This is a genomic window from Nostoc sp. TCL26-01, assembly GCF_013393945.1.
GTDB lineage: Bacteria > Cyanobacteriota > Cyanobacteriia > Cyanobacteriales > Nostocaceae > Trichormus.
In genome coordinates this window covers 6,497,740-6,521,703 of record NZ_CP040297.1, presented here as the reverse complement: position 1 = coordinate 6,521,703, position 23,964 = coordinate 6,497,740, and the positions used below count along the sequence as shown (strand labels likewise).

The 23,964-nt window shown below is 42.3% G+C and carries 21 protein-coding genes and 1 pseudogene; 12 read left to right on the top strand and 10 right to left on the bottom strand.

What is annotated here, in order from left to right; all coding sequences use genetic code 11:
* Positions 1-10 precede the first annotated feature (10 nt).
* Entirely contained in the window at positions 11-532 is a 522-nt protein-coding gene (locus tag FD725_RS28205; protein WP_179051175.1) for a phycocyanin subunit beta, read from the bottom strand.
* Between the two features lie 627 nt (positions 533-1,159).
* Positions 1,160-1,771, bottom strand: coding sequence for a HEAT repeat domain-containing protein (locus FD725_RS28200; RefSeq protein ID WP_179051174.1), 612 nt, complete (start codon positions 1,769-1,771; stop codon positions 1,160-1,162).
* A 193-nt stretch (positions 1,772-1,964) separates the two neighbouring features.
* Between FD725_RS28200 and FD725_RS33210 the strand changes: the two are divergent.
* Positions 1,965-3,055 (top strand): annotated as a pseudogene (locus FD725_RS33210) (ISAs1 family transposase).
* Between the two features lie 79 nt (positions 3,056-3,134).
* Here FD725_RS33210 and FD725_RS28185 read toward each other — a convergent pair.
* Positions 3,135-4,022 carry a LysR family transcriptional regulator gene (locus FD725_RS28185; protein ID WP_179051172.1) on the bottom strand — a complete coding sequence of 296 codons (888 nt, stop codon included), beginning with the start codon at positions 4,020-4,022 and terminating at the stop codon, positions 3,135-3,137.
* Positions 4,023-4,147: 125 nt separating this feature from the next.
* Here FD725_RS28185 and FD725_RS28180 point away from each other — a divergent pair, with 125 nt between their 5' ends.
* From FD725_RS28180 to FD725_RS28170, 3 genes are all read left to right on the top strand, one after another.
* A complete protein-coding gene (locus tag FD725_RS28180; protein WP_179051171.1) occupies positions 4,148-4,831 on the top strand; it encodes a type 1 glutamine amidotransferase domain-containing protein in 684 nt (227 codons plus the stop codon).
* A 159-nt stretch (positions 4,832-4,990) separates the two neighbouring features.
* The gene (locus FD725_RS28175) at positions 4,991-5,314 is read left to right on the top strand and encodes a hypothetical protein (protein WP_179051170.1); all 324 of its coding nucleotides are present in this window, start codon (positions 4,991-4,993) and stop codon (positions 5,312-5,314) included.
* 339 nt (positions 5,315-5,653) lie between these two features.
* Positions 5,654-8,035 carry a phosphoketolase gene (locus FD725_RS28170; RefSeq protein ID WP_179051169.1) on the top strand — a complete coding sequence of 794 codons (2,382 nt, stop codon included), beginning with the start codon at positions 5,654-5,656 and terminating at the stop codon, positions 8,033-8,035.
* A gap of 264 nt (positions 8,036-8,299) precedes the next feature.
* On the opposite strand, the gene FD725_RS28165 is transcribed toward FD725_RS28170, so the two are convergent.
* The 3 genes from FD725_RS28165 to FD725_RS28155 form a co-directional block, all read right to left on the bottom strand.
* Positions 8,300-9,349, bottom strand: coding sequence for a low specificity L-threonine aldolase (locus tag FD725_RS28165; protein WP_179051168.1), 1,050 nt, complete (start codon positions 9,347-9,349; stop codon positions 8,300-8,302).
* Between the two features lie 94 nt (positions 9,350-9,443).
* Entirely contained in the window at positions 9,444-9,623 is a 180-nt protein-coding gene (locus FD725_RS28160; RefSeq protein ID WP_179051167.1) for a hypothetical protein, read from the bottom strand.
* Positions 9,624-9,956: 333 nt separating this feature from the next.
* Positions 9,957-10,742, bottom strand: coding sequence for a cupin domain-containing protein (locus FD725_RS28155; protein ID WP_179051166.1), 786 nt, complete (start codon positions 10,740-10,742; stop codon positions 9,957-9,959).
* A 339-nt stretch (positions 10,743-11,081) separates the two neighbouring features.
* Between FD725_RS28155 and FD725_RS33205 the strand changes: the two genes are divergently transcribed.
* The 4 genes from FD725_RS33205 to FD725_RS28135 all read left to right on the top strand — a co-directional run bounded on the left by FD725_RS33205 (position 11,082) and on the right by FD725_RS28135 (position 15,466).
* On the top strand, positions 11,082-11,285 hold the full coding sequence (locus FD725_RS33205) for a hypothetical protein (protein WP_179051165.1): 204 nt from the start codon (positions 11,082-11,084) through the stop codon (positions 11,283-11,285).
* 363 nt (positions 11,286-11,648) lie between these two features.
* Entirely contained in the window at positions 11,649-12,680 is a 1,032-nt protein-coding gene (gene gap / locus FD725_RS28145; RefSeq protein WP_179051164.1) for a type I glyceraldehyde-3-phosphate dehydrogenase, read from the top strand.
* A 198-nt stretch (positions 12,681-12,878) separates the two neighbouring features.
* Positions 12,879-14,309 (top strand): pyruvate kinase, encoded by a 1,431-nt coding sequence (gene pyk, locus FD725_RS28140; protein WP_179051163.1) that lies wholly within the window; start codon positions 12,879-12,881, stop codon positions 14,307-14,309.
* Positions 14,310-14,461: 152 nt separating this feature from the next.
* On the top strand, positions 14,462-15,466 hold the full coding sequence (locus tag FD725_RS28135) for a transaldolase (RefSeq protein WP_179051162.1): 1,005 nt from the start codon (positions 14,462-14,464) through the stop codon (positions 15,464-15,466).
* A gap of 167 nt (positions 15,467-15,633) precedes the next feature.
* Here FD725_RS28135 and FD725_RS28130 read toward each other — a convergent pair whose 3' ends face one another.
* Positions 15,634-16,011 (bottom strand): hypothetical protein, encoded by a 378-nt coding sequence (locus tag FD725_RS28130; protein ID WP_179051161.1) that lies wholly within the window; start codon positions 16,009-16,011, stop codon positions 15,634-15,636.
* Between the two features lie 100 nt (positions 16,012-16,111).
* Between FD725_RS28130 and FD725_RS28125 the strand changes: the two genes are divergently transcribed.
* Positions 16,112-17,329 (top strand): acetate kinase, encoded by a 1,218-nt coding sequence (locus tag FD725_RS28125; protein WP_179051160.1) that lies wholly within the window; start codon positions 16,112-16,114, stop codon positions 17,327-17,329.
* 7 nt (positions 17,330-17,336) lie between these two features.
* Here the strand turns inward: FD725_RS28125 and FD725_RS28120 are convergent, their stop codons facing one another.
* From FD725_RS28120 to FD725_RS28110, 3 genes are all read right to left on the bottom strand, one after another.
* Positions 17,337-18,308, bottom strand: a complete 972-nt coding sequence (locus FD725_RS28120) for a hypothetical protein (protein WP_179051159.1) — start codon at positions 18,306-18,308, stop codon at positions 17,337-17,339.
* A complete protein-coding gene (locus tag FD725_RS28115; protein ID WP_179051158.1) occupies positions 18,295-19,221 on the bottom strand; it encodes a hypothetical protein in 927 nt (308 codons plus the stop codon). The genes FD725_RS28120 and FD725_RS28115 overlap by 14 nt, the downstream gene beginning before the upstream one ends.
* Before the next feature lie 147 nt (positions 19,222-19,368).
* Positions 19,369-19,830: a hypothetical protein gene (locus FD725_RS28110; RefSeq protein ID WP_179051157.1), complete on the bottom strand. Its 462-nt coding sequence runs from the start codon at positions 19,828-19,830 to the stop codon at positions 19,369-19,371.
* A 481-nt stretch (positions 19,831-20,311) separates the two neighbouring features.
* Here FD725_RS28110 and FD725_RS28105 point away from each other — a divergent pair, with 481 nt between their 5' ends.
* The 3 genes from FD725_RS28105 to ftsH3 all read left to right on the top strand — a co-directional run bounded on the left by FD725_RS28105 (position 20,312) and on the right by ftsH3 (position 23,936).
* The gene (locus tag FD725_RS28105; protein WP_179051156.1) at positions 20,312-21,097 is read left to right on the top strand and encodes a hypothetical protein; all 786 of its coding nucleotides are present in this window, start codon (positions 20,312-20,314) and stop codon (positions 21,095-21,097) included.
* A 119-nt stretch (positions 21,098-21,216) separates the two neighbouring features.
* Entirely contained in the window at positions 21,217-22,002 is a 786-nt protein-coding gene (locus tag FD725_RS28100; protein WP_179051739.1) for an aminotransferase class IV, read from the top strand.
* A gap of 92 nt (positions 22,003-22,094) precedes the next feature.
* Positions 22,095-23,936 (top strand): ATP-dependent zinc metalloprotease FtsH3, encoded by a 1,842-nt coding sequence (gene ftsH3, locus FD725_RS28095; RefSeq protein ID WP_179051155.1) that lies wholly within the window; start codon positions 22,095-22,097, stop codon positions 23,934-23,936.
* Positions 23,937-23,964 lie beyond the last annotated feature (28 nt).

The window sequence follows — 23,964 nt, the reverse complement described above, 5'->3', positions numbered from 1 at the left end:
TTAGATGCTATTAAGCAACAGCAGCAGCAGCGCGATCAAAGTAGCTAGCTACTTCAGAGATCAATTGGCTACAATCACCCTTGCTGATACCGTTGGGATCGTTAGCAATTGAGACAGCTGCTTCTTTGATTTTTTGAATGCCTACAGCTACGGAAGAACCAGGAGTACCCAGAGCTTGGTATGTTTCACGCAGTCCGTTCAATGCGCGATCGTCTAATACGCTGGAATCACCTGCTAAAATTGCGTATGTAACGTAACGCAAGATGATTTCCAAGTCGCGGAGACAAGCAGCCGCACGACGGTTGGTGTAAGCATTACCACCAGGAGCAATCAACTGGGGTTGTTCTTCAAACAATGCACGAGCGGCGTTGGTGACGATTGCAGAAGCATTGCTGGTGATGCGGTTAACAACATCCAAGCGCTTGTTACCGTCTCTTACAACATTTGCCAAAGCATCTAGTTGTTCGGTGCTGAGGAACTCGCCTCTGGCATCAGCTTGGGAAACAACCTTGGTAAATACGTCTAATGTCATGGACTCTAATCTCCTAATTCCTTAGTTGAGAGATGTCTGGATTAAAACTGGCTATGTTTTATTTATCCGGAACGGTTGATCACAGATTTTCGGTCAAACAGCTTCTCACTTTGGTCTCAAACTCCTTTGCCTCTACATGGGCAAAAAAAATTATGAGAATCTGGGGTGATTTTATGAGAAGTCAGCAAACGTTACGAACTGATTGCTTTGTTTAACTTTCGTCTGTCATTTACCCCTCCAGATTATGTTTATACAATGCTATAGATCCTTATTTTGTTACAAATTGTGAAGAAATAAGTTACAGGAATAAGAATGCCCTCAAATCCTTTACATACAAGGGCTATAACTAAGAAAATCGCCACTTATCCGCAACATAACTTTACAAATCCGAGTTCTCACAGGAAATATTATGAGCTTAATGTTTTTTTAAGATTCCTGGAAACGCATAAATCACAGTCTATTGACGTTGTACACCAGATTTTCCATCCGGAGAGTTTTTGTGAATAAACGTAAAATTAATTTTTCGCAATATTTCAGGGGATAGGGGATAGGGGACAAGGGGACAAGGGGACAAGGGGACAGTTTTTCCCCGATTGCCTCACTCAGCACTCAGCACTCAGCACTCCCTCACTCCCTCACTCCCTCCAAAGCGATCGCCACCCGTGAGCAAACTACTTGGTCGGTTTCTTTGGCGATCGCTTGTTGTAATGCGGCTTGAGCTGCTGGTGTGGCTATATCTTGCAACGAAACAGCTGCTGTGTAACGTAAACCCCAATCTTCAGGTGTTGTTAAAGCCCAAATCAGCTTTTCTTGGACTTGGTGAAGCACTGTTGGGTCATTTAGCTTGCAGGCGATGCGTCCTAAACCCCGTGCGGCGATGCGGCGGACATTTCCCTGACAATGATTTGCTACATTTGTACCGACAACTTCTACTAACAAATCAAGTGCTTCTGGATGAGCAATTTCTGCTAAAGCTTGAATGATGTATGCTTGTAAACCTTGGTCTCCAGAGTTGGCATAGGCGGTAATTAATGGCTGGACTGAGACAGAGCCTAATTTGATTAATGCTTTTACTGCCGCAGATCTAACACTGGGATGATGATGATTAATTGCTTGAATTAAAGTATTAATAATTGTTAATTCTTGTGTACTATCAACAACTAAAAGATTAATTGCGGCGATCGCTTCTTCGGGAGTTGCCCCATAATTGATTTGGGAAATTAATTTTTCGGTGTTCATGATTTGTAATTCGTAATTTCAGAAAGCTGCTTTCTTAGTTAGCGCTAAAATGATACCTTGCTTCAGAGGTTGTTTTAAAAGTGGTTAGTTGTGTTTTTAATAACCGAGTGATCCCCCCTAACCCCCCTTTTTAAGGGCAGGGCTGTTTCATTCCCTAAAACAGGTAAAATAGCAAGAGTTGTGGGGAAAAAATATGGGTGCAGAGCTGATAGAACAATTAAAGCAAGTGGAAGATTTTAGAACGACTGATGGACGAAGACATCCACTGTGGCTAGTGTTGCTGTTTGTCATAATGGGAACAATGAATGGATATGTTGGGTATCGTGAGTGGGGAGATTTTGTTAAAAGGCATAGACGGGTATTAATAGAAAAATTTGGCATTCAAAAACATGGGGTTCCCTCATATTCAACAATTCGACGTGTAGTCATGGGAGTGAATTTTGATAAACTGACAGAAAAATTTAATGAATGGGCGAAAAATTATGTGGATTTAGAAGTATCAGAATGGTGTGCAGTAGATGGTAAAAGTATTAAGGGTACAGTGGAGAACTATAGTTCATCTCATCAGAATTTTGTGAGCATAGTATCAGTATTTGCTGGCAAGAAAGGGCTAGTTGTGGGGATGAAGAAATTTGATAACCAACTCAAAAGCGAAATACAAGTTGTCCAGGAGCTAGTCACAGCATTGGATATAGAAGATATTATCTTGAGCTTTGATTCCTTACATTGCCAAAAAAAACTTGCAAAATAATTATTGAAGGTGGTAACGATTACGTTATTGCTGTGAAAGATAATCAACCAAAACTACATCGACATATTCAACAGATTGCCGCTACCAGAAAACCAACTTCTCGGATAATTGAGACAGAAAAGACTAGAGATAGATTAACAACTCGTACTGTCGAAGTTTTCCATGATGTCAATGGAATTGACCCAGAATGGACGGGAATACAATCTTTAATTAGGGTCGAAAGAATTGGCACAAGAAAGGATAAGAAATATCATGAGATTGTTTGTTATATTAGCAGCTTGATTTGTACAGCGAAGGAATTTGCCATCGGTATTCGCGGTCATTGGGGTATCGAAAATTGCCTCCATTGGGTGAAAGATGTTGTTTTCAAAGAAGATAATTCGACGATCCGTATGGGCAATGCTCCCGCAAATCTCTCCATATTGAGAGCAATCGCTCTCAATATACTTCGCCGAAATGGTCATACTTCCATCACAATTGCCCAAAGATTTATCTCTCATGATATTGACAAACTCCTTCACCTTGTGGAATGAAACAGCCCTGCTTTTTAAGGGGGATTTAGGGGGATCTAAAAGTATTTGATACATTGCTAGGGACTTTTAAAACATCCTCTCAGACAGTATCAGAAGATAGTAAATTCACAAGAGTAATAATTTGTTGTGATTGTCTTTCTGACTTGCGATAAGTCAACCAAATTTGGTTGGTAACGGCTTTTGTGGGTTGCAACACTAAATTTAACCTACCTGCGGCAATCCACTCACGACACAGATAATCTGGTAAAACACTATAGCCTAAACCATAAGCGATCGCTGCACGAATACTCCGCAAATCGGGAATCACAAATTGAGGATTCACATCCAAGCGCCAACCAAATACTACTCTCCAAAATCTGCGGATAATTGGTAGGTCATCACTATAAGCAATCCAAGGTTGCTGAATCAGCCAAGCTGCTAAGGATGATAAATCAGACTGAACTACATCTTGAGTAATAGGAATTTTCTCATTTGGCGGCCCCACTAGCCAAAAGCTCTCTTCAAAAATTAGTTGATATTCTAATTCTGATTTGGCAATCTTTTGCGTAGCAATTACGCCATCTAATTGATTGTTTAAAAGTTGTGCAATTAAATCTTGAGCTAAACCAAATTTAATAGAAAATAATGTATCTTTAGGTTTCAAATAGCTTAAAATCTGTTCAGCAAAAAATTCTTGGGGTGTTCCCAGGCGAATCAAAAGAGAGGCATTTTCTAAACCAGCATTTGTAGACACAGATTCTAAAGCTTCAATCGCTGAAGCAATGCGATTATATAGTCGCTTACCCGCCTCTGTAGGCAACATTCGCCTGGGCATACGTTGAAAAAGTGGTGCGCCTAAAGCCGATTCTAAAGCCGTAATGTGTTGACTCACCGCAGGTTGTGTCAGATGTAATACTTGTGCCGCACCTGATACAGTTCCCACTCGGTAAACTTCGATAAAGCTGCGATACCACTCAAAACTAACCATAAATATATTTATAGTAAGACCCAATTTTTATAATTTGTATTCTAGACAAGTTGCTTTTAGGATGGAAATAAGAGAAATCGGTAATGCCTCAAACCTGTTAATTATTTAGATGTGGAGAAAATTTTATGTCTGCAAAAGTCTTGATTGTGTTAACAAGTCACGACCAACTTGGCAATACAGGTAACGCTACTGGCTTTTATTTAGCTGAAGTTAGTCATCCAGTTGACGTATTTAATCGTGCAGGGTTTACTGTTAGTTATGTCAGTCCCAAGGGTGGTAAAGCGCCGATGATTGGTGTCGATCTAAACGATCCCATTAATCAAGCATTTCTAGACAATCCTGAAAATGTCGCTCAAGTAGAAAATACACTCCGTCCAGAGCAAATTGATCCTGCCCAATTTGACGCTATTTTTTATGCAGGTGGACACGGGACAATGTGGGACTTCCCCAACAATCAAGATATTGCCAAGATTGCCGCTACCATTTATGAGCAAGGGGGTGTGATTGGTGCTGTCTGTCATGGGCCAGCAGGCTTAGTCAATTTGAAGTTGTCTGACGGCACATATCTAGTAGCAGGTAAAAAGATTTCTTGCTTCACAGATGCAGAAGAAGAAGCCGTGGGATTATCTGAAATTGTGCCATTTTTACTAGCGCCAAAATTAATTGAACAAGGTGCAACCCATACTAAGGTAGCAAACTTTCAAAAGCACGTAGTTGTGAGCGATCGCTTAGTAACAGGACAAAATCCTGCATCCGCTACCGGGGTTGCAGAACAAATGGTGCAGTTACTCACATCAGTAGCCGTGTGAAGATGGCACAACACTGATGAAGAAGATACTTTGTAGTAGTGATAAAATTTCGGGCATGGGCTGATTGTAGCTTTTGAGTTGTCGTTGTGAGAGACAATAACTCTACTACGAAACGCCCTACCTCTTCATGCTCTTATTTTGGCAACGGTATTGGATAACATGAGACAAATATCCCACCCACGACGCACCCGCATCCTGCCACCATCCCCCATAGCGCCATCTGAAAAAAATTACCGCACTGAACAACGCGATGCCCTAGCTACAAGGTGTCGTGCTATTTTCGAGGGTTTGCGTCCGCAACTCCGAGAAGCCCATAACAACTGGCATATTGCCATCGATCCCGATACAGAAGAGTATCTCCTCGACCCCACACTCTCAGGAATAACGCAAAAAATCCGCTCGGTCTACGGCAACACTAGCGAGGTAAAACTAACAATCTTCCGGCTTAACGACACAGGAACCTGTGGCAGATTATGGGTGTAGGTTCGTTTGGAGATAACGGCGAGCTGTACTTTTTTTTCTATATTGATTATTTATACACATCAAAGAAAAAATTATCTGCAACTTTCTTAACACTAGCTAAAATTAATGTAAAAAATTACTCGTTATTATACTAAGTCTGTTACCCTTGCATGGGAGTTATCCACAAAGTTTTTGAGTTGAATTTCCGATTGATCTGGATGTAGCAAATTAGTGAATCATCTCTAAAGTTCCAGTTATCCACTGGAAAAATTTGTCACAAGTATGATGACTCTCGCGCCGCAGATCACTAAACTGACATACTGACGAATCTGGCAAAAATATTTTGTAATGGAGTTTGGTATGACTTTAGCAAGCCCTCCACAAATAAAGCCTTTAACAGATGAAGAATTGCAGAAAATTAACGCCTACTGGCGTGCAGCTAATTATCTGTCAGTTGGGCAAATATATTTATTAGACAATCCCCTATTGAGAGAACCACTGAAAATAGAAGACGTTAAACCTCGTCTCCTGGGACACTGGGGAACCACGCCGGGATTGAACTTAATTTATACTCATCTCAACCGCATCATTAAAAAGTATGATTTAGACATGATCTATATCGCCGGGCCTGGTCATGGAGGGCCTGGATTAGTTGCCAATACTTATCTAGAAGGTACATACAGTGAGTATTACCCTAACATTTCTCAAGATGTTGAGGGGATGCAGAAACTATTTAAACAATTTTCCTTTCCTGGTGGTATTCCTAGCCACGTTGCCCCGGAAACTCCCGGTTCGATTCATGAAGGTGGGGAACTGGGTTATGCTCTAGTTCATGCCTTTGGTGCAGCTTTTGATAACCCCGACTTAATTGTGGCTACTGTTGTGGGTGATGGGGAAGCGGAGACGGGTGCTTTAGCTACTAGTTGGCATTCCAACAAATTCCTTAACCCAGTGAATGATGGGGCGGTGTTGCCTATCTTGCACCTGAATGGGTATAAAATTGCTAATCCTACAGTGCTAGCACGGATTAGCCATGAAGAATTAGAGAGTCTGTTTATCGGCTATGGCTATAGACCTTACTTTGTTGAAGGTGCTGATCCGGCAATTGTCCATCAGCAGATGGCAGCAACTTTGGATACCGTGATTGCGGAAATTCAGAGTATCCAGAGAGAAGCCCGTGTGCATGGATTTACTCAGCGTCCCCAATGGCCGATGATTATTTTGAGAACTCCTAAAGGGTGGACAGGGCCAAAAGAAGTTGATGGCAAGAAAACAGAAGATTATTGGCGATCGCACCAAGTCCCCTTTGGTAACATCAGTGGTAAACCAGAACACCTAAAATTATTGGAAGATTGGCTAAAAAGTTACAAACCAGAAGAACTGTTTGATGCCAACGGTAAGTTGATACCTCAACTAGCAGAACTTGCTCCACAAGGACATCGCCGCATGGGTGACAATCCCCACGCCAACGGTGGTATCTTGTTACGTGACTTGAAAATGCCAGACTTTCAAGATTATGCGATCGCAGTTCCCCAACCAGGTAGAGTTACAGCTGAAGCGACCCAAGTCACCGGACAATTCTTGCGGGATGTCATGGAACGCAACCTAGACAGTCGTAACTTCCGCATCTTTGGCCCCGACGAAACCGCATCAAATCGCATCAGTGGAGTCTTAGAAGTCACAGATAGAACTTGGGTAGCCCAAACTCTTCCAGAAGATGACCACCTTGACCCCAGTGGACGAGTTATGGAAATCCTCAGCGAAACCTGTTGTCAAGGATGGTTAGAAGGATATCTGCTTACAGGTCGGCACGGTTTTTTCTCCTGCTACGAAGCATTTATTCACATCATTGATTCAATGTTCAACCAGCACGCCAAATGGTTGAAAACTACCCGCCACATCCCTTGGCGTAGACCAATTGCTTCTCTAAATTATTTACTCACTTCCCACGTTTGGCGACAAGATCATAACGGTTTCTCCCACCAAGACCCCGGTTTCATCGATCATGTCATCAACAAAAAAGCCGAAATTATTCGAGTGTATCTTCCCCCAGATGCCAATACCCTGTTATCAGTTACAGACCATTGTTTAAGAAGTCGGCAATACGTCAATGTCATCGTTGCAGGTAAACAACCCGCACTACAATACCTCGACATGGAAGCAGCAATTAAACACTGTACCAAAGGTATTGGTATTTGGAAATGGGCTAGTAACGACCAAGGTGGTGATCCGGATGTAGTCATGGCTTGTGCGGGAGATGTTCCCACCTTAGAAACCTTAGCCGCCGTTGATATTCTACGTCGTCATTTCCCTGACTTAAAAGTGCGGGTAGTCAACGTTGTCGATTTAATGACACTACAACCAAAAACCGAACATCCCCACGGTTTAAGTTCCAAAGACTTCGACACAATTTTCACCACCGATAAGCCCATCATCTTTGCCTTTCATGGCTATCCTTGGCTAATCCATCGCCTCACCTATCGCCACACCAACCACAATAACCTCCATGTACGCGGTTACAAGGAAGAAGGCACTACCACCACCCCCTTTGATATGGTTGTGCTTAATGATCTCGATCGCTTCCACTTAGTCATGGACGTAATCGATCGCGTCCCCAAACTAGGTTACAAAGCCGCCTATGTCAAGCAACAACTGCAAGACAAACTCATCGAACACAAACACTACATTGCTAAATATGGCGAAGATATGCCAGAAATTAGTGACTGGCAGTGGCCTTATTGACCGAAGTTATTAGTTATTTAGTCCAGAAGCTGTAGGGGCGGGTTCACAAATAGACTTCTCCAGAAATTAATTCTGCGTTGCCCGAAATCCTTGTAGAGACGTTGCAGTGCAACGTCTCTACACTCATTTTCGGAGATGTCTAATATGTTTCCATCATTCACGAATATCTCATGAACCCGCCCCTACCGTTTTTTGATAAATGCAGGGGAAACCTATTACCAGTCTTTAAAACTGGAAAAACCTCCGCGCCCCTCTGGGTTTACGCTATACCAGGGGAGAGGATTTGGCAACTTTGGCAATAGCATCAACTGCAAAATCGATATCAGCCCGTGAAACATCTAAATGAGTAACAGCTCGAATAGAATCACCAACAGCTCCCATTTTGACACCTTGCTCTTGTAACAAATTGAGAAACATGGCGTTGTCAATTCCTAGTCGAGAAATATCAAAGAACACAATGTTTGTCTCAGGTTTGGTGTCTCGAACTGTAATGCCAGCGATCGCACTCAGTCCTTGAGCCAGATAAGTGGCGTTGTCGTGGTCTTCTTGCAGACGTTCAACATGATGATCAAGTGCATAGAGACAACCTGCTGCAACTATCCCCGCTTGACGCATTGCCCCACCAAAAATGTGTTTGTAGCGACGTGCTTCAGCGATAAATTCCTTTGTACCCGCAAGAACCGCACCGATTGGTGCGCCTAGTCCTTTAGTAAAATCAATCCAGACAGAATCAACACAAGCGGCAAAATCCTTGGCTGTAGTTTGAGATGCAATCACGGCATTTAAAAGTCTTGCCCCGTCCATGTGGATGGCTAAACCTTTTTGCCGAGAGAACTCGCAAACCTCGCGTAGTTGATTGAGTTGCCAAACTGAACCTCCACCAAAATTGTGGGTTTGCTCAACACACAATAAGCGGGGAATTGCCGAGTAAAGATAAGGTGCTGTCGCTACTCTTGCCAGTGCTTGAGTTACAGCATCGACGGTAAAAATTCCTCTCTCACTGGCGATCGCTTCCATCAATACACCAGAAGTCATTGCTGCACCCCCCGACTCAGCCCGAATGATGTGTGCCATCTGTTCTACTAGCACCACGTCAGCAGGGCGAGTATGGGTCTTAATAGCGACAAAGTTGCAAATGGTTCCACAAGCGAAGAAAAGAGCAGCTTCTTTGCCTAGTAAATCTGCCACCCGTGCTTGTAATTGGTTAACGGTGGGATCTTCACCTTTTTGCTCATCTCCAACTTCCGCAGTGGCGATCGCCTGTCGCATGGCCTGTGTCGGCTTTGTTTCAGTATCGCTTGTCAGCAAAATCATCGGCACTCCTAGAAGGGCTGGTATTGGGGATTGGGGATTGGGTTAAAAGAATAGCCAATAGGGTGTGTTAGGCGCAGATTTTCGAGATGATTTGTCACAGAGTAACTATCTTAGCGCCTAACGCACCGCCATATAATCTGGGGCTGGTAATGGGTAATGGGTTAAAAGAATAGCCAGTAATATAACGCAGCACCATGTGATACCATTTCACTTTAATAATGATACAAATACGTGAGTCCGTCAGTCCGTCAGGGATTGTAAATCCCTGTCTCATAGCTAAAGTCCTCTCAAGAGGACTGAATATCAGAGTCCATTTTAATGGACTTAAGCTATGAGACCACCGTTTTAACGGTGGGCGGACAATACCCAACGAGTAAGCTATATGTATCAGGATTTTTGTGAATTGGTATAAGTACCTAAACAAAATTAATTACACATATCGTCTTCCTGTAACCTGTAACCTGTTCCCTCTCTTCACAAATGAATTTAATTTTGTGCGACTACTTAATATGGTGCGTTACGGCTAATTATGATTGTCTGCTTATTTCAAATCCTTTCATAGCCGTAACACACGCTACTGAATATTTACTTTATCAATGGTCTCTTGTTATCTAGTTCTAATCGCATCCAGAACTTTGGCTGATTGTTCTCCTACAAAAGTATTATTCAGCATTGTATGAGAATCATCTGTTGGGCCGACATCAGAATCTGGATGATAAATAATGATTCTTAAAGAGTTATCAATTGCCGAGAAGCTATGTAACTTGTTTTCTGGAAGACAGAAGACTGTTCCCTGCTCCATTTTGAATGTTCCTTCTTCTACCTGACAGGTTCCACTACCCTCAGCCACCAGCCCAATCCGCAATGATGGATGAGTATGGGGAGTTTGCGATACACCTGGAGGAACGTAGAGGAAATTTAAGCAGGGTTCTCCTCGTCTTAAAGGATTAATCAGCACTGTTGAAGAACAACCATCAATATAATTCAATCGCCCTAATGGTTCAATTGGCCCTCCAATTGTGAACAGTCCAGTGTAGTTAAGTCGCGTTGCCACTAACACTTTTCCTATACCATCTAACGAAAAGTTTCCTGGGACTGCGGCAAAGCAGTTTTTTCGTAATAAAAACTCTCCGTTATTGCTGTTAAGGGTGACTTCGCCCTCAGAAACAAATAGAAAGTGTGTGTCATTTTCACTCTCATTAACTTTGATAGAATTGACCACCCAAAAAGCAGATGATGGATGACACGCCATTGTGTAATCCAGTTTTGTCGCCTCTAGGAATTGCTGACAGTAAAACTCTTGGTATCTCTCTATGGGAATGATAAATATTTCTGACTCAAGAGAAATGTTGCGGGCTTGTTTTTGGACTGGTGTTTCGGTCAGGTGCTGCATAATCTATCTGTGTTATTGGTATTGCTTACTTAAGTAGCTGAAAAAATTGATTTATTGCTGAATTAATATGAGGAAAACAAGCCTCAAACTATTACTGAGTCAAAGTTACAGCATTCTATTTTGGTTATTATTTTCTGAGAGTCATAGAAGATATAGTTTGCATATCCACCATTTTGTGAGAAAAATGTGTGAAGAACACAAGATTATCATAGTAAATTTACCTAAGTATTTATTTGAAGTTTAAATAAAGAATATATATACTTTTGCATTTGGTAGAATTTGCTGTTTTGTGTGCCGGGAATTTGTGAGAGGTGAAGATAAACTACACTTTATCAATCGATGTATAGTATTTTAAATATTGCAAAAATCGGGGTCGGAAACACAATTTTTGAGCAGGCGATCGCTCTCCTTTTACTCGTCAGTATCCCGATAGAGTGCGATCGCTCATTCTTTTGGCTGTTGCATCTCAAACAGCAAACACTTAGTACGCTCATTATTACTGTCAACGACAACTTTTTATCGTCAGCCGCTAACAAGTTTTAGCAAACACTAAATAAGGATTTTTAACCTAACTTTTTTTCATAAAAAAATATCCAAAATGTAGGGTGCGTCAGTGCCAGGAAACTAGGCATACCAAGAAATTATTCATGCTGACGCACCCTCCTAATTAGTGGACTAAGTCTTGAACTTGTATGTGTAAATATACTCAAAGCTAGATAAATGCTCGATATGATACATGAAAAGAGTTTCATCCACTTGATAGTTGTGGAAAACCTTAAAAGATACCTAGTAAATATCATTTAGCTAACTGAGACTGTCAGGATCAGAAGGTGAAGGGTCACAGGGAACTTGTTTTAAACTGGACTTTTCCCTTTTGTTTACCTTCCCATAACAGGAGGTTTAATTTTGACGAAGTTGAAAGTTGGCATCAATGGATTTGGTCGAATCGGGCGACTTGTGTTTCGCGCTGGCATTAATAACCCTAACATCGAGTTTGTGGGTATTAACGACTTAGTACCACCAGATAACCTGGCTTACCTATTAAAATACGATTCCACTCACGGTAAGTTAAAAACCAAGATTGAAGCCAGAGAAGACGGTATTGTCATTGATGGACGCTTTGTTCCTTGTGTGTCAGTCAGGAATCCAGCCGAATTACCTTGGGGAAAATTGGGTGCAGATTACGTTGTGGAATCGACGGGATTATTTACCGACCATGAAGGCGCATCTAAGCATCTGCAAGCAGGAGCCAAGCGCGTAGTCATTTCCGCACCGACTAAAGACCCGGAAAGAGTACGGACACTGTTAGTTGGTGTCAATCATGACCTATTTGACCCCAGCAAAGATTTGATTGTCTCTAATGCTAGCTGTACCACCAACTGTCTAGCACCGATCGCTAAAGTAATTAATGATAACTTTGGTTTAACTGAAGGGTTAATGACCACAGTTCACGCCATGACTGCTACCCAACCCACGGTAGACGGCCCCAGCAAAAAAGACTGGCGCGGTGGACGCGGTGCAGCCCAAAATATTATTCCTTCTTCCACAGGTGCAGCCAAAGCCGTCGCCCTAGTATTACCAGAGTTGAAGGGTAAGTTAACTGGTATGGCCTTCCGCGTCCCCACTCCGGATGTTTCCGTAGTGGATTTAACCTTCAAAACCGCCAAAGCCACCAGTTACAAAGAAATCTGTGCAGCAGTCAAGGAAGCCTCTGAAGGCAAACTTGCTGGCATCTTAGGTTACACCGATGAGGAAGTAGTTTCCACAGATTTTCAAGGCGATAGTCACTCCAGCATCTTCGACGCAGGCGCAGGCATCGAACTCAACGCCAACTTCTTCAAGGTAGTTGCTTGGTATGACAACGAGTGGGGCTACTCCAACCGTGTAGTTGACCTGATGTTGTCAATGGCACATCGAGAGCAACTGGCTACTGTTTAATTAGGTATTGGGTATTGAGTATTGGGTATTGGGTATTGGGTATTGGGTATTGGGGATTAGGTATTGGGTATTGGGTATTGGGTATTTGGAAAGAAGAGTATTGCCCAGTCCCCTATCCCCAGTCCCCAGTCCCCAGTCCCCAGTCCCCTATCCACAGTCCCCAGTCCCCAGTCCCCTGTTCCCTACCCCCTCCTCACTATGCGGCGAACAAAAATTATCTGTACTGTAGGCCCTGCTACTTCGGCTTTTGAAAGATTACAGGCATTAGTAGATGCTGGGATGAATGTAGCACGGTTGAATTTTTCTCACGGTGCTTATGATTTCCATGCACAAACGGCTCAGTATTTGCGGCAAATCAGCGCGGAACAGCAAAAGCCGATCGCTATTATGCAAGATTTGTGTGGGCCGAAAATCCGCTTGGGAACTCTACCACCGGAAGGTTTAATGGTAGAAGCTGGTAAGGAAGTCACTTTTGTGTTGCAGGAAAAGGGCAATACTTTAGATGAATTGCCTTTACCTCTGCCGACTTTGTTTGCAATGGTACGACCAGGGGAACCGATCTTAATTAATGATGGTCGGGTCAAGTTGATTGTCACCGATCGCGATGCCGATCGCATCCGTGCAGTCGCCAAAATTGGCGGAGTGATCTCGACTCGCAAGGGTGTGAACTTACCCGCAACTCGTCTCCCAGTCAGTTCCATTACCGAAAAAGACTTGCAGGATTTGCGGTTTGGGATTCAGTTGGGTGTAGATTGGGTGGCGGTATCATTTGTGCGATCGCCTTATGACTTAGAACCGGCTCAACGGATGATTGAAGCTGCTGGGGCAACGATTCGGGTGATTGCCAAAATTGAACGCCCAGAAGCAGTTGAGCAAATAGACTCTATCATCGAAGTCGCTGATGCGATTATGATTGCTCGTGGTGATTTGGGTGTAGAAATGCCTATCCACCAAGTTCCGTTAATTCAAAAAGACATCATTCGCCGTTGTAATCGGGCTGGCAAGCCAGTAATTACAGCAACTCAAATGCTAGAGTCGATGATTAGCGCCCCTGATCCCACCCGCGCGGAAGCTACCGATGTAGCTAATTCTATTCTTGATGGTACAGATGCCGTGATGCTATCTGGAGAAACGGCTGTGGGACAGTATCCTGTTGCCGCCGTCCAGATTATGCACGATATCGCCGTGACTACAGAAAAGTCTTTGCAAGAAGGTAGTAAACATTGCTGGACTCACGAAGCCGGTGGTCTAAGTGTCACCGAATCGGTAGCGGAAGCAGTCTGTCGTATCGCCTACGAAACAGGCGCGCGCGCCATTCTTTGCAACACCACATCGGGAAGTACAGCGAAAATGGTGTCTAAATATCGTCCTAGTGCGCCGATTTTTGCTTTAACTCCTGATGAAACCGCCTACAACCAGCTAGCCCTTTCTTGGGGTGTGGAACCATTACTGACACCACCAGCCCACCAGGCGGAGGAAATGTTTATCAATGTGATGAACACTGTCGTCAGAACTGGTTTGGTGCATGAAGGTGACAAGGTAGTTATTACTTCTGGTGTCCCAATTGGTAAATCAGGCACAACTAGTTTAATTAAAGTGCATTCTATTGGACAACCGATCGCCGCCTAACACCCTTAGAATAAGGCTGAGGATCTTGTTAGTCAGCCAAAGTGGGCAATGATTAAGAAAAATTGCCAAAATCAGAATTGTATGGAACAAAAATGGGTGTGCAGAAGAGGGGATAGGGTAAATCCTACATAAACAAAATTCACGGAGTATTTATGGCTAAAAATTTACTAGAACAATTGCGGACAATGACCGTTGTGGTTGCAGATACAGGCGATATTCAAGCAATTGAGAAGTTTACACCCCAAGATGCTACCACTAATCCCTCACTGATTACGGCAGCAGCGAAAATGCCAGAATATCAGGAAATTGTTGACCAAACCTTACTCCAAGCGAAAAAAGACGCGGGTGCAGGTGCAAGCCAAGCCCAAATCGTTTCCCTCGCTTTTGACCGTTTAGCAGTCGCCTTTGGCTTAAAGATTTTACAAATTATCCCTGGTCGTGTTTCCACAGAGGTTGATGCTCGCTTATCTTACGACACCGAAGCAACTATTACCAAAGCACGGGAATTAATTGCTCAATATGAAGCGACTGGACTATCTCGCAACCGGATTTTGATTAAAATTGCTTCCACTTGGGAAGGAATCAAAGCGGCAGAAATTCTAGAGAAAGAAGGTATTCATTGTAACTTAACACTGTTGTTCGGTTTACATCAGGCGATCGCTTGTGCGGAAGCTGGTGTCACCTTGATTTCCCCCTTTGTCGGTCGGATTCTCGACTGGTACAAAAAGGAAACCGGACGCGATAGCTACCCCTCGGCGGAAGACCCTGGTGTATTGTCTGTCACCACCATCTATAACTACTACAAAAAATTCGGCTACAAAACCGAAGTCATGGGAGCTAGCTTCCGTAATATTGGGGAAATTACTGAACTTGCAGGTAGCGATTTATTAACAATTTCTCCCTCATTATTGGGTGAATTGCAAGCCACCATTGGCGAACTACCCCGCAAACTCGACCCAGCCAAAGCCGCTAATGCTGATATTACCAAGATAGCGATCGATAAAGCCACCTTCGACAAAATGCACACCGAAGACCGCATGGCCTATGACAAACTAGACGAAGGGATCAAAGGCTTTACCAAAGCGTTGGAAGAGTTGGAAGCACTACTAGCCGCAAGACTAACCAAGTTAGAAGGTGAAGTAGTAGCTAGCCATTAGTTACATACCCAACTTTTAGAAGGATACATCCAGCAATTTAGGGATTATACCTCACACACCAAGACTATTCCCTATCCCGATATATGTAGAGACGTTGCACTGCAACGTCTCTACTACACGGTAATTATTCATTCGTAATTCATTATTAAATTACGAATTAAGAATTCTTAATACCGTCGCCATTCATACTGCAACTGTCCATGTCGATTATGTATCAGTTCCCACTGTCCATGACGATAGGGCTGTCCATAACCGTAATAACGCCCGTGACGATAGCGTCGTCTATGGTAGTGATGACGATAATAGTTCCGATGTCTGTAATAGTGTCCTCGATTACGTCTATATCTACGATAATGTCGTCGATACCGTCGGTGAGCTAATAATAACTCTTGGTCTTTCCCTGGTACTAAATTTGTTTCTGTCTCAACACTCTGCTCATTGAGAACGTTATTCTGGGTAATGTCTTTAGCTTGTACTAAAACAGGTGGATAGATGAAAGCTAATAACAGAATCACGACCGAGGATAGCTTCTGGAAACGTTTCACGTCTTGGCTTCTCCTAGAAAATCGGTAATAAGTTTATTTAATAGCTAAAATTTGCAGACTTTACCGTCCAAAATTCACAAACCCAATTGGCGTAAAAGTAATGAAAGTACTAATACTAAATGCTGGTTCCAGCAGCCAAAAGAGTTGCTTATATGAAATCCCCGATGATGCGATCCCCACTGAAGCACCCGAACCCTTGTGGGAAGGGAAAGTTAACTGGACTCAAGACAGGGGTGTAGCGGAAATTGAGGTGAAGACTGCTACAGGTGCAACGTTGCATGAATCTATCTATGGCGACTCCCGACAAGCACACGTCGTCTATATGCTCTATACTCTCAGTCGGGGTGCGACCAAGGTAATTGGTCAATTATCGGAAATTGATGTGGTGGGACATCGAGTGGTACATGGCGGGCAAAATTACCGCCATAGTGTGATTATCACTGAAGAAGTGAAAAAAGCGATCGCTCGTCTCTCCAACCTTGCACCAGCACATAATCCCGCCGCTTTGGAAGGGATAGCAGCGATTGAGAAAAGTTTAGGTGAAGTTCCTCAAATCGCAGTCTTTGACACTGGCTTTCACTCCACCTTACCCGATGCAGCCGCCATCTATCCCGGCCCCTATGAATGGGTAGAACAAGGTATTCGCCGCTACGGTTTTCATGGTATCAGTCATCAATACTGTTCCACCCGTGCAGCTCAACTTTTGGGTCAAGATTTAGCATCTCTACGCATTATTACCTGTCATTTAGGTAATGGCTGTTCCTTAGCCGCCATTAAAAATGGTCGCAGTATCGATACAACAATGGGTTTCACACCTTTGGATGGGTTGATGATGGGTAGTCGTTCCGGTTCCCTCGACCCAGGAATTATCGTATATTTATTACGACAAGCTGATTACTCAGCAGAAAGACTCGATTACGTGTTAAACAAAGCTTCCGGCTTAAGGGGAATCTCCGGTGTATCCAGTGATTTACCCCAGGTGATAGAAGCCATTACCCAAGGTAACTATCGCGCCCAACTAGCTTGGGATATCTACGTCCATCATCTGCGTTCTGGTATTGGTTCCATGCTAGCAAGTTTGGGCGGGCTGGATGTGTTAGTATTCACCGCAGGCATAGGTGAAAAATCCGCCGGTATTCGTCAAGCCGCCTGTGAAGCCTTTGGTTTTATGGGATTAAAACTAGACCCAGAGAAGAATCAACACCAGCCTGTTGATCAAGATATTGCCACTGCTGATTCTACAGTACGAGTGTTGGTAATTCATACTCAGGAAGATTGGGCGATCGCTCAACAATGTTGGCATCTATTACAAAGATGAGAATTGCTCATCCAGACGATACATAACGGACAATTAATTTGCCTACCTGTCGCCAGAAAAAACCCAAACAGCTTTTAGCAACTACAGGTGTAATTGATGGGACAAATGGTAACAATATAGCATTAATATTTATCATCCCTTGGCTAATACTCCAAGTTATGAAAAATATGATGGGAATAATGCAAGTTATTCCCCACGATAACCAATTGAGATATTTGTAGCTGATATCAGTACGTTTTTGTAGCTGACCAAGTAGTAAATTACGACTCAAGGCAATTGCTATGGTTATCCCTAGTCCAAGGAAAATAAAAAATATGATTTTATTTTCTAGATAAGGTACTTTTAATGAGTAGAGATTCCAGGCGTAAAAATAACCAGTAACTAGTGAAGATAGTTCCCAAACCAATAGGTTTAATCTGTTTCTCAAAGAATTTAATATTTGTTCACTGAGCCAATAGTGAGCAGCAATAATTTTCCGAGAATCTGAATTATTAGCAATAAAATCTCTTTGAATTTTGTGTATTATATCACCATGAAACAACACAACGCTTTGCAAAATGCAATCTTGCCCATAATCATCAGTAGATTTACTTGGCTCTTGCTGATAGTAAGAATTAAACGTGAAACCAGGCTGTAAAGTTGTTTGATTTTCCGAAGATTTACTCCAAAAAACTCGGAGAATATTGACTACAAAAATAGCATAAGACTGAGTTCTGTCTTTTTTTCCTTCTGTAGTCGCCACAAAATCATCACTAAAGCAAAGACAGTACCAAAGCGGAACTAATAGCTTTAATGGGATATCCAGAATATTTCCTGTATCTTTAGCTTTTTGAATCTGTTCTACTACTTGCTGATTTAGATAAAAACTATACTGATTTTGCTCAACCTTCAAGTCAAAACTATCACCTTGAGGTATCTGCAAAGATACAGCAAGTTCGGTAGCAGCAAGGCTATATTTCTGAAGTTTATCGTTTGCCATTGATAGATAAATTTGCCAGACTCCGGACAAAATTAATCATAAAATCTAGCACACCCCGCCATTGTTTCTCACCAGCAACTACGCCTTCATTGTGAACTTGGAGAATGAAACTTTTTGTTTCTTCTGGTAAATTAAACAGTTCTTTATGATATCTAGTAATAATATCCCCGTCTAATTGCATCACCGTTTGTGCATAGATAGTGTCAGTCCTTACACTTGTCACATCTCCGCCGTCAAGGGCAGCTTTTAATTCAGCAATCTTTCGCAAACTGCGGACAAATTTTTGATTGTTCAAAATTGCTTGCACTTCTTGACGATTTTCTTCCCATACTTGTTGCCAATTACCATCTCGATTTTCTCGATTTGCTTCATCTACAACAGGAGTAGGCGGAGGTAAAATTGGTTCTCCTAATTCTACATATCGAGGATCTGATTCGACTATATTGCCTTGTTTGATTTCTTTTAAGAATTCTAGTCGCTTTTGATATCTGGCGACTTTCGCATTTTGCAAGCTCTCATTTTCAATGAGAATATAAAAATACTCTCTTTCTAGTTGTGCAAATAACTTTTTATAACGCTCTCTCAACTCTTGTGCTTGTGACCCTTCATCGGGAATTCCTTTAACATTAAAGTAGTCTTTATCATGTATAGAATATATTTCTTGATAAGCTTGCCAAGCATTAAACTTAGAGCCACTAATATTAGAAACAACCATAGTATTTACTTCTAAGGCTGTGATGTCGTCAATTAGTAGCTGTACAGAGGAAACAAAGCTATCTAATAAATTTCTAGATTTAAATTGAATAGTCTCTCTCGATTGACTACCATTTTTTAACTGCACATCATTAGAAAGAGTGACACCATTTTGATCTGGAGTCAGCACACCATCTTTGGCTTGAGTTCTATTTTGCATAGCAATTACGCCTTTAGTCCTGGTATGTATGGCGATGAAAAGGAAATTTGTAGTAGAAGCAGAGGCAAATTGACCTAGCGTTAAATCATCGTACTTTTGAGTTTTATGATTGCATGATTAACCTAGATAAGCACCCGAAAACTCGGATTAAAACTGTGATGTTTTCCGCGAGTTATACATCTCCATCAAAATGTTGTATATCTTATGTACACTCTCTATGTTCTTCTGAATAATTTCTCGGCTGTCTTTAACCTGGGTTAAATGAAAATTTAAAAGTTCTGCATAAGGGCCACCAGCTAGAAACTGACTACCTACTTCGTTTTCTATATCTCCATCCACCAAATTAATCTTGGTGTAGATTCTGTTGCCTTTTTTAGCAGTTTCCGGACTATCTTGTAATTCTGCATCTGATTGATTAGATGGTTCTGCCACCCAAGTCGTAATTTCTAGTTCTACCACTTCGACTATGGCTGCCTTAATCGCGTCAATAATTTTGTTGACACTCAAATTATTAGAATCAATATGGGTGACAATTGATTGAAAATCACCATTGCTAGACTTTACAAGTTGACCATTACTTGTTAATTCTTCTGTTTCAGTATTTTCCATGACTTTATTAGAGATGATGGGTTTTCATCAAAACAATATCCGATTTTGAGTGATGTGGAAAATTTTACTAACTTTCTTTAACAAAATTAAGTAAAATTAACAAATTATCTCACTCAATATCTTTCTATTGCTTGTTCGATAGGAGTATAACATAACACTTAATTTTTCAGCTTGACTTTGCTCTATTTAGCAGTAGTTATAGAGTGGTCAATGTCTATGCTTGCCTACATACATCCCAGATTGTTGTGATAAGATTGGGTGCTTTTACGGGAAGACTACTTAGAGGACGTTTGAAAAGTCTGTTTCTTTGTCATGTTGAATGCAGCGTAGCGGAATGAAACATCTCGGTATGTGCCACAAAACCTAGATTCTTCCTGACGCTCCGCTCCAGTCAGAATGACATTTTTATACCTACTGAAACTTTTCCAACACCCTCTCATATCAAATAAAGTAACTTTTGCTGAGTAAAACTGGAAACACTATGCTACTGTCTCGTCAAGCTATACTCGCACCTGTTGTAATCTGCGTCTGTGCATTAGGAATTGGCTGGATGCAATCTCCCAGGCTACAAAAATTATTAAATAGTCAACAATATACTTCTTTAGAAAGCTTAAAAAGAGATATTGAAGTAGAAAATTTACGACTCAAGTTACTCCAGAAAACACCAAGTTTTGGTTATGATAATTTAGTGGCTGATTGGACTTATTTAAATTTTTTACAATACTTTGGGGATGATGACATTCGAGCTAGAACAGGTTACAGTTTGAGTCCCGAATATTTTGAGATAATTATAGAACAAAACCCCAGATTTTTAGAAACTTATATCAGTCTTTCTACCAGCATTTCTCTCTATGCTGCTATGCCAGAACGCTCAATAGCATTGATGGAAAAAGGCTTGAAGTCTTTAAAACCGAAGCTCCCAGAAAAATCATATTATATTTGGCGCTATAAAGGTATTGACGAATTATTATTTTTAGGTGATGGGCAAGCGGCTCAACAGTCTTTTATGTCGGCTGCAAATTGGGCAAGTAATTACACAGATGAAGAAAGTAAATATGTAGTGACTACTTCTCTGAAAACAGCTAATTTTCTCAAGCAAAATCCCAACAGTAAATATGCACAAATTGCCACTTGGGCAATGATATTAAATAATCAAGTTGATGAAAGAACGCGGAAAAGAGCTATCCGTGAAATTCAAAATCTAGGGGGGAAAATTGTGACTAATGCTGATGGGGTGAGTCAAATTATATTTCCACCAAAAGATTAATTAATGGTCAATAGTCAATAGTCAATAGGCAATAGGCAATAGGCAAGAGTCATTATTTTTGATTTTTGAATTTTGAATTGATGTCTCTCCCTCACTCAGCACTCAGCACTCAGCACTATATGTTCTGGTACAACGGCAAGTTAATTGAGTCTCAAACTTTAGAATTAGATATTTATGATCCGGGGTTGCTGTATGGGGCGACGGTGTTTACTACGCTGAGAGTTTATGAAAATTCCCTTGATAGTAGTTTAACTAACTGGCAGGCACATAGCGATCGCCTAAATTCCTCCATCCAAACTTTAGATTGGCAACAACCAGACTGGCAGCGTGTACGTCAAGGTGCAGAATTAATGCTGTCACACTTTCCGGTTCTCAGAATCGCCATCTTTGCTGATGGGCGGGAATGGATTATCGGCAGATTTTTACCAGAAAATCTCTCGCAAATGCAAGCACATGGCGTAGCTTGTACCATTGCCTCCCCAGAATTGTATCGTAGTTTGCCCTCTCATAAAACTGGTAATTACCTGAGTGCATGGTTAGCCAAGGCTAACGCCCAAAAATCCAACTTTGCCGAGGCAATTTTAGTTGATGCTGAAGGAAACTGGCTAGAAACCACCACAGGCAACCTTTGGGGATGGCAGAATGGGAGATGGTGGACACCACCGTTAACGGCGGGAATTTTACCAGGGATTTTCCGACAACAACTGATTGACGACTGGCAAAGTCATCAACAGATAGTCCGAGAGGAACCTTGGACATTAGAGTTAGTCAAAGGCTTCGAGGCGATCGCCTACACTAATAGTGTGGTGGAAATTATTCCCATACATACCGTTCACCAGCCTACAGGGTTGCTACGATATAACTCCTACCATTCATGCTTTCAACATCTCAGGAGGCTTTTTTAGCATGACAGATGTATCATTTTGTTATACGTTAAGATAAGTTAACATAATTCTAATAATGCCCTACGCACTAAAATACGGGAGGAAAAACCTCGGTGAATAAAAAATGGAGAAATGCGGGGCTGTACGCGCTGCTATTTATTGTTGTAATTGCGCTTGGCACAGCTTTCTTTGATAAACAACCCCAAAATCGGGAATCATGGCGTTATAGTCAGTTTATTCAAGAAGTTGAAAAAGGTAGAGTAGAAAAAGTCAGTTTGAGTGCAGACCGTTCCACAGCCTTAGTTACACCCAAATATGACGCAACTAAAAAACTTGTAACTTTAGTTAACGATCCAGAACTAATCAATACACTTACTGCAAAAGGCGTTGATATATCTGTTCTGCCCCAAACCGATGAAGGATTTTGGTTTAAGGCACTCAGCAGCTTATTTTTCCCCGTATTGCTCTTAGTGGGCTTATTCTTCTTACTCCGTCGCGCTCAAAATGGCCCTGGTAGCCAAGCCATGAACTTTGGTAAATCCAAAGCCAGAGTGCAAATGGAACCACAAACCCAAGTCACTTTTGGTGATGTCGCTGGTATCGACCAAGCCAAATTAGAACTCAACGAAGTCGTAGACTTTTTGAAAAATGCCGATCGCTTTACCGCAGTTGGTGCAAAAATCCCTAAAGGTGTCCTATTAGTAGGGCCTCCCGGTACAGGTAAAACCCTCCTCGCCCGTGCAGTCGCTGGTGAAGCTGGCGTTCCTTTCTTCTCCATCTCTGGTTCTGAGTTTGTGGAAATGTTCGTCGGTGTGGGTGCATCCCGCGTCCGCGACTTGTTTGAGCAAGCTAAAACCAACGCTCCTTGTATCGTCTTCATCGATGAAATTGACGCAGTAGGTCGTCAACGGGGTGCAGGTTTAGGTGGTGGTAACGATGAACGGGAACAAACCCTCAACCAGTTACTCACCGAAATGGATGGTTTTGAAGGTAACACAGGCATCATTATTATTGCCGCTACCAACCGTCCCGACGTACTAGATGCAGCCTTGTTGCGTCCCGGTCGTTTTGACCGTCAAGTCGTCGTTGACCGTCCTGACTACTCTGGACGTAGCGAAATTCTCAAAGTTCACGCCCGTGGTAAAACCTTGGCGAAGGATGTGGACTTGGATAAAATCGCTCGTCGCACACCTGGATTTACCGGTGCAGATTTATCCAACCTGCTCAACGAAGCTGCCATCTTAGCAGCCCGGCGCAACCTGACCGAGATTTCGATGGATGAAATCAATGATGCGATCGACCGCGTATTAGCTGGGCCAGAGAAGAAAGACCGAGTAATGAGCGAAAAACGCAAAGTTTTAGTAGCTTATCACGAAGCTGGTCACGCTTTGGTTGGTGCATTGATGCCCGACTACGACCCAGTGCAAAAAATCAGCATCATCCCCCGTGGGCGTGCAGGTGGTCTAACTTGGTTCACCCCCAGCGAAGACCGCATGGATACAGGGTTGTACAGCCGTGCTTATCTGGAAAACCAAATGGCTGTAGCTTTGGGTGGTCGGATTGCGGAAGAATTAATCTTTGGTGATGAAGAAGTAACTACAGGTGCTTCCAACGACTTACAACAAGTCGCCCGTGTCGCTCGCCAAATGATTACCAGATTCGGCATGAGCGATAAATTAGGCCCAGTTGCCCTTGGTCGTCAACAAGGTAATATGTTCCTGGGACGTGACATCATGTCAGAGCGTGATTTCTCAGAAGAGACAGCTGCTGCTATTGATGAAGAAGTCCGCAAGCTGGTAGACACAGCCTACACCCGCGCTAAAGAAGTGCTGGTAAATAATCGCCACATCCTTGACCAAATCGCGCAAATGCTGGTGGATAAAGAAACCGTAGATGCAGACGAGTTGCAAGAGATTCTGTCCAATAATGATGTGAAAACTGCCGCTTTTGCTTAGTTTGCCAGAGCAGAAAATTAAAAAATAA